Here is a 7,115-nt window from a genome sequence, read left to right as displayed (position 1 = left end):
CGCGGCGCCGCCGGCCGCCGGGCCCGCGACACCGGGCACCGCCGCCCCGCTGCCGCCGCCCGCGGTCGGCGCCGGGGCCGTGTCGTGGTGACCACGGCCCTGCTGGACCGGCTCCGGCCGGCCGAGCGCCGGGCCCTGTTCGCCCACGAGCGGGTCCACCTCGCCGCCCGGCACGACCGCCTCCTGCTCACCGTGCAGCTCGCCGCCCGGGCCAACCCGTTCCTGCGGCCGCTGCACACCGCCGTGGCTTACACGGCCGAGCGGTGGGCCGACGAGGAGGCGGCCCGGGAGATCGGCAGCCGCCGCACGGTGGCCCGTGCCATCGGCACGGCCGCCCTCGTCTCCGGAGGCGCCCCGGCGCCCGCCTTCCCGGGCCTCGCCGCCCCGGGACCGGTGCCGCGCCGGGTGGCGGCCCTGCTCGGCCCGGCACCCGTCGTGCACCGCTGGCCCCCGGTGTTCACCTCGGTCGGCCTGGCGGCGTGGGCAGCGGCCGCGGGAACGGCCGTGTCGGCGATGTCCTCCGCGAACTCGGCCGTCACGATGGTCCTCATCCTGCACGCTGCGACACCTCTCTGAGCCAGGGGCGGGGCGACGAACTGGCGTCCGCCGACCGGGCACGGACCCGCCCGGCCCTGCGGAAGAGCGGGCCCGCCCGCGGCGGCGGTGCTGCCCTGGGCAGCCCCCGCCGGTCACCCGGGGGCGACCCGACGTAGGCCTGCCGAAGCCTCTGGAGGTGCGGGCCCGCCCGCAGCGGCGGTGCTGCCTCGGCAGTCCGCGACGGGTCGGCGGTGCTGCCCTGGGCAGTTCTTGGCGGTGGCCCCGGGGGCGAGTGGGCGTAGGCCTGCCGAGACCTCTGAAGGTGCCGGCCCGCACCGCCGGGGTGCTGTCCCGGCAGCCCTTCGGTGGTCCGGGAGGCTAGCGGGCGTAGGTCCGCCGAGATCTCCCGAAGGGGAGGTTCCGCGCGGCGGCGGTGCTGCCCCGGCAGCCCTCGACGGTCACCGGGAGGGGAACGGGTGTGGGCCTGCCGAGGCCTCCTGAAGGGGCGGGCCCGCGCACTGCGGCCCCCTGCGGCCGCCGCGAGGGGAACGGGCGCGGGCCCGTCCGAACGCCCGGCCTCAGCCCTCCTCTTCCTCCTCGCCCTCGAAGAAGTCCCCGACCTCGTCGACGACTTCACCCGCGACCATGCCGCCGACGACACCCACCGCGAGACCGGCCGCGCCGGCGGCGACGGCGGTGCCCATGCCGGGGCCCGAGCGGTGACCGTCATGGTGATGTCCGTCGTGGCCGTGGCCGTGGCCGCCCTGGCCGAACGCGGCGGGGGAGCCGTGTCCCATCGGGGAGCCGTAGCCCGCCGGAGGGCCGTACGACGCCCGGTGCTCGACCAGTTGCCCGATCCAGCCTTCGACGATCGCGGGCCAGTCCTGGTGCTCGACGCCCTCGTGGGAGACGTTGAAGCGGGTGAGGGCGTCGTGACCGGGGGAGAGGAAGCCGCCGCGCTTGTCCGCCTCCAGCACCACCTCCATACCGCCCGGGTTCGCCAGGAACGTCAGCTCGATCTCGTTGACCTGCTGGGCGTACCGGGGTGAGGGGAGGAGCTCGATCTCCTGGTAGAAGGGCAACCGCTGCCCGGTGCCGCCGATGCGCCCGTACTCGAGGTCCGCCGAACGGAAGCCGAACCCGAGCCCGCCGAGTGCTTCCAGCACGGCCTCCTGTGCGGGCAGCGGCGCGACGTTCAGCTGGTCGAGGTCACCCTTGTCCTTCGCGCCCGCCACCGACAGCTCGGTGCGCACACCGAGCACGATGCCCAGGCCCTGGCCGTGCAGTTCGGTGATCGGCGTCTCCCACGGCAGGGTCACGCTGAACGGCACCTCGCGCTGCTCGCCCTCGGCCAGCCGGAAGCCGCCGCCGACGGTGAAGCGTTCGAAGGCCACGGCGCCCTCGCTCTCACCGCCCTCGTGCTCGGCCTCGACCCGGGCCACCAGCTCCAGGGTGATGTGCTCGATCTCGAAGTCGGCGTTGCCGCCCTGCAGTCGGACCTGACCGGTGAGTGTGCCGCCGGGCCGGGCGGGAGCCGGGTCGAGGACCGTGTCGACCGTGGGGCCGCCCACACCGAGCGCGCCGAGCAGTCGTTTGAACACCATGGTGGCGTCCACTCCTTCACGTGCGAGTACTGGCTTTCTACAAGCATGTAGAAGCATAGGGGGTCCAGGCGGGTGGCGACCGCACGAGACGTCCGTGCGCCAGGACTTGGCCGAAATGCGAGCGGGGTGACCGGGTGGGTGTCGATCCTCCGTGCGCGACACGGTGGTACGCCGTGCTCCGGCCGCCGGCTTCACGCCGATGCCCCTTCGTGTTCGTCTCGCTACGGTGAGTACACAGTCCTGTTGGGGGAGGAGCGGATATGTGCGCTGCGTGGCAGCAGTACGAGTTGGCGCCGGGGGGAAGTGCGGACGCGGACACCGGCGTCGCGGCGGTGTCCCGGATCCCGGGCAGCATGGAAGTCTGGTGGATCGGCCCGGGGACATCGGTCGAGGGCGCGTACTGGTATGAGGGCGGGGCCTGGACCCGCTACCAGCTCGCCCCGAACGGCAGCGCGAGAGAAGCCGGATCGCTCGCGGCCGTGTCCAGGATCCCGGGCGGCATGGAAGTCTGGTGGATCGGTCCCAACGGGTCGGTCGAGGGCGCGTACTGGTACGACGGCCATCCGTGGGCGCGCTACCAGCTGGCCCCGAACGGCAGCGCCCGAACCGGCTCCGCCCTGGCTGCGGTGTCCCGCATCCCCGGCAGCATGGAGCTCTGGTGGATCGGCCCGGACGAGTCCGTGGAGGGCGCGTACTGGTACGACGGCCACCCCTGGGCCCGATACCAGCTCGCGCCGAACGGCAGCGCGGCCTTCAACGGGGGGCTGACGGCGGTGTCCCGCATTCCCGGCAGCATGGAAGTCTGGTGGACCGGTCCCAACGGGTCGGTCGAGGCCGCCTACTGGTACGACGGCCATCCCTGGACCCGCTACCAGCTGGCCCCGGACAACAGCGCGTCCGTCGTCGGCGGCATCACCTCGGTGTCCCGCATTCCCGGCAGCATGGAGCTGTGGTGGGCCGGTGACAGCGGGTCGGTCGAGGCCGCCTACTGGTATGACGGCCATCCGTGGGCGCGCTACCAGCTCGCCCCGGCCGGCAGCGCCTACCGCGGCACGGCCCTGACCTCGGTATCCCGCGTTCCCGGCAGCATGGAGCTGTGGTGGGCCGGTGACAGCGGGTCGGTCGAGGGTGCCTACTGGTACGACGGTCAGCCCTGGGCGCGCTACCGACTCGCCCCGGACAACAGCGCGTCCGGCGACGGCCTCGCGGCGGTCTCCCGCATCCCGGGGAGCATGGAGGTCTGGTGGACCGGCTCGAACGAAGGGGTCCGGGCCGCCTACTGGTACGAGTGACAGCAGCCGAGTGAGAGCTGCCCCGGCGCTGTGGTTGCGGAGGAGCACATCCCACTCCTCCGCAACCGTCCACGGTCAACCATGGCTCAGCCCACGACCCGGCCCAGCTCGATCCGGTCGATGTTCGGCGCCCAGGCGCCGGCGTTGCCGAACGTCACCTTGTTCGCGCCCTTCGCCAGGTCGACCGGGACGCCGACGGTCCAGTAGTCGTCCCAGCTCCAGGTGTTCTTGAAGGTGACCTTCCGCGGCGCCGCCTTCCCGACGGTGACGTCCGCCGTCCGGGACATGATGTCCGTGTTGTAGGCGTGGCCGTTGTCCCGGCGGTCGTTGTGGGCGTAGTGGACGACCAGCAGATAGCGCCCGGACCTCGGCGCGTTCACCGTGAACCCTGCCGTGCTGGAGGCGCTGTCGCCGAGCCGGCCGATGTAGGACCCGGCGGAGGCGTGCGGGGAGTCGACGAGCGTGGCACCGCCCGTGAGCTCGGCCGAGGCGCCGTCGTAGGAGAGGGTGCCGGCGGTCGAGCCGTCGCCGGAGACGTCGAGGGAGCGGACGGCGGCGTGGCCCGACGTCATCGCGATGCGGTTGTTGCCCGCGACCAGGTAGAGCCGCAGCGGCCGCTCGGGCGCCGCCGGGACCGTCTCGCCGTGCAGCGAGAGCTTCACGGCCGCGGAGCTCCTCGGCACCACCGTGTAGTAACCGTCGCGCGGTGCGTAGACGTCGAACACCGCCTTGTCGCCGGAGCGCAGGACCAGGGCACCCGTGCCCACACCGGCCGACGACGAGTAGTCGTACGACGGCTTGCCGCTGATGTCCGCCAGTGTGGCCTCGTACGACGCGGCGGGCGCGCCCGTGCGCGTGGTCAGATCGATGCGGTCGAGCGTGACCTCGGCGTCGCCCTTGGACAGGACCACCTGGTGCTGTCCGGCCTTCAGCTGGACGGTGACGTCCTTCTTGGCGCGGTACGTCCAGTTCTCGGTGGAGGGGTAGGTGACCGTCACCGGGTCGCCGCCGTCGACGATCAGCTTCTGCGTGGCGGGGCCGCCGGACTGGTTGCCGTACAGGATCGCCAGGTCGTACGTGCCGTCCTTCGGCACCGACACCGTGAACGCGACCTTGCTGCCGGGCTGGTTGAGGGAACCGACGTCCTGGGTGCCGGAGGCGGCGTAGCCGTTGGCGTTCTGGACCGTGCCCTGGGTGTAGACCTTGCCGTCGGTGACGGCCGCCTCCTCGGCCTCGTACGACGCCGACCAGGGGACGGACGCCGCCGCCGGGGTGCCCGAGCCACCGGGGGTGAGGACGATCCGGTACGCCGACATCTTGTGCAGGCCGCGCAGCGGGACGGTCACCGAACCGTCGTCCGCCACCTGCGTCTTGGTGCGCGCGAGGACCCGAGGCGCCGCGTGCTGCCCCTCGTACCCGGACCAGGCCGCCTCGGCGACGGTCGCGGTGACCGTGCGGCCGAACACGGACCGGGGCACGTTCCGCACGACCACGTCCGAGTCACCCGAGGAACCGCCGAGCAGCACCTGTGCCTGGCGGCGCGAGGTGTCGAGGGAGGCGAGCCCCTGGAGCGTGTCGATGGAGTCGGGCTGCGGCGGCGTCACCTTCACGGTGTTCCCGGTCAGGCCCGCGTACCAGCGGAACAGCCACCAGCCGCCGTTGGGGATGTTGGACCGCACCACATGGCCGCTCAGATTGCCGGCGGCGTCCCAGTACGCCATGTTGGCGTACACCTTGTTGCGCTCGAACATGGACACCCACTGCACGAGCTGCCCGGGCACGGACAGGTCTCGGCGGTTGGCGTACTCGTCGATATTGATCTTCAGCGGGGCGATGCCCGCCTCGCGCTCCAGCGAGCGGTAGTCGTCGTAGTGAGCCTGGAAGTCGCGCAGCGAACCGGAGCCGAGCTCGTGCCAGGTCATCACCTGGGGCAGCACGTTCTCCCGCTTGGCGAAGGCGAGGAAGTCCTTCAACAGGCGTGTGTGGTAAGCGGCTTCGTTCGGTCCGGCGATCCGTGCGTCCGGGTCGATCGCACGGATCCGCTGGTACACCGTCTTCCAGTCCTTGAAGAACCGGTCGCGGTTCTTCTCGTACTGCGCCTGGTCCTCGACGCCCAGCTTGTACCAGATCTGGTCGGGCTCGTTGAACGGGATGTAGACGAAGCGGTCGCTGTTCGGGTCGGCCGAGACCTCCTTGACGATCTTGTCGACCTTGGGGAGGTAGTCGTCGATGCCGAGGTCCTCGTACGGCCACTTGGCGTAGATGTCCTGCATCATCACGTTGATCTCGCCGCCGCCGTTGCGGAAGAACGACTTGGAGACGGTGAGCGCGTCGCCGTTGGGGTGCTGGGCGCCGCCCTCCGGCTTCTGCGACACGCTGGTGATCTTCAAGGGTTCCATCGCGGCGTTGCTGGGGACTCCGTCGTCGCTGAGCCCGTACAGCGAGCCGTTGGCGCCCAGCATCACCGGCCCCTCGGAGGCGTCGAGGTCGACGGTGAGGCGTGATGGGCCGGCTGCGGCGGAGGGACCGGCCGCGGGGAGGGTGCCTGCCATGGCGGCTGCTCCAAGTAGTGCTGTGATCAGGGCGGTTCTGGTACGGGATCTCGTGCGGGCGGGGGTGATCACGCTGCTGGACCTCCTGCTGGCTGCTGGGCGGGTCAGGAATCTTCAGTGCTCGACGGACGGTGGCCCCGAGCTCTCCCGCACCACCAGTTCCGGGACGGACACGGGATGCGGGGCGACCGGCGCGGACTCCTCCAGAGCGCCGTGCAGCAGGGCGAACGCGGCCCGCCCGAGGCCGGTGAAGTCCAGGCGTACGGTCGTCAGGGACGGGGTGAGGAAGGCGGAGTGCGGGGCGTCGTCGAAACCGGCCACGCTCACCTCGCCCGGCACCGAGCGGCCCCTCTCGTGCAGGGCGCGCAGCACGCCCAGGGCGAGGTCGTCGTTGCCGCAGAGGATCGCCGTGGCGGACGGGTCCTTCGCGAGCCTCAGCCCGGCCGCGTGACCCCCCGCCGGCCCCCAACTGCCCTGCACGGGGCGGGGCTCGCGGGCGCCGGCCTCCTTCAGCGCCTGCCGCCAGCCGCTGGTGCGGGCGCTGGTGCGGCGGGTGCTGGACGGGATGGCGACGTAGTGCACGGTCTCGTGGCCCAGGGACAGCAGATGGCGCGTCGCCTGGTAGGCGGCCTCGCGGTCGTCGGCCCACACCCACGGGCGGTCACCGCCCGGCGGGCTCGCCGGTGTCTCCACCACACCCACGACCGGCAGCCCGGCGGGCACCGCTCCGAGCGCCCGGACACCGGCCGGATCGTAGGCGATCACGATGATGCCGCCGCCCGCGTCCGCCGCGCGCCGCACCTCGGCGCTGACGGCCGGGTCCTCGGCGGATTCCAGCACCCCGATCCCGACCGAGTACGACGCGGCCCGGGCGGACTCCTCGATGCCCTGGAGGATCGAGGCGTAGCCGTAGTGGGTGGTGTTCGCGGTCAGCACGGTCACGACGCGGCTGCGTCCGCTGGCCAGGGCGAGGGCGGTCGCGTTGCGGCGGAAGCCCAGTTCGTCGATGGCGGCGAGCACCCGCTCCCGGGTGGACGGCCGGACGCTGGGATGGCCGTTGATCACCCGCGAGACCGTCTGGTACGAGACCCCCGCGGCGGTCGCGACGTCCCTGATGCTCGCCGTGCGCC

General features: G+C 72.4%; 5 protein-coding genes. 2 read left to right on the top strand and 3 right to left on the bottom strand.

Annotated elements, in window-relative coordinates:
• Positions 1-576, top strand: a 576-nt coding sequence (locus tag SSQG_RS03510; protein ID WP_158680991.1) for a M56 family metallopeptidase, incomplete at its 5' end; no start/stop codon positions are given.
• A gap of 539 nt (positions 577-1,115) precedes the next feature.
• On the opposite strand, the gene SSQG_RS03505 is transcribed toward SSQG_RS03510, so the two are convergent.
• The gene (locus tag SSQG_RS03505) at positions 1,116-2,141 is read right to left on the bottom strand and encodes a sporulation protein (RefSeq protein WP_003988318.1); all 1,026 of its coding nucleotides are present in this window, start codon (positions 2,139-2,141) and stop codon (positions 1,116-1,118) included.
• Between the two features lie 260 nt (positions 2,142-2,401).
• Here SSQG_RS03505 and SSQG_RS03500 point away from each other — a divergent pair, with 260 nt between their 5' ends.
• Positions 2,402-3,433, top strand: coding sequence for a hypothetical protein (locus SSQG_RS03500; RefSeq protein ID WP_003988317.1), 1,032 nt, complete (start codon positions 2,402-2,404; stop codon positions 3,431-3,433).
• An 86-nt stretch (positions 3,434-3,519) separates the two neighbouring features.
• Here the strand turns inward: SSQG_RS03500 and SSQG_RS03495 are convergent, their stop codons facing one another.
• The gene (locus tag SSQG_RS03495; protein ID WP_039931870.1) at positions 3,520-5,985 is read right to left on the bottom strand and encodes a CBM35 domain-containing protein; all 2,466 of its coding nucleotides are present in this window, start codon (positions 5,983-5,985) and stop codon (positions 3,520-3,522) included.
• Between the two features lie 114 nt (positions 5,986-6,099).
• A partial coding sequence (locus SSQG_RS03490; RefSeq protein WP_003988315.1) for a LacI family DNA-binding transcriptional regulator occupies positions 6,100-7,115 on the bottom strand: 1,016 nt, incomplete at its 5' end.

This window comes from Streptomyces viridochromogenes DSM 40736, from assembly GCF_000158955.1.
Taxonomy (GTDB): Bacteria; Actinomycetota; Actinomycetes; order Streptomycetales; family Streptomycetaceae; genus Streptomyces; species Streptomyces venetus.
Note: the sequence above shows the minus strand (reverse complement) of the source record. Positions and strands in the feature narration are given on the sequence as shown.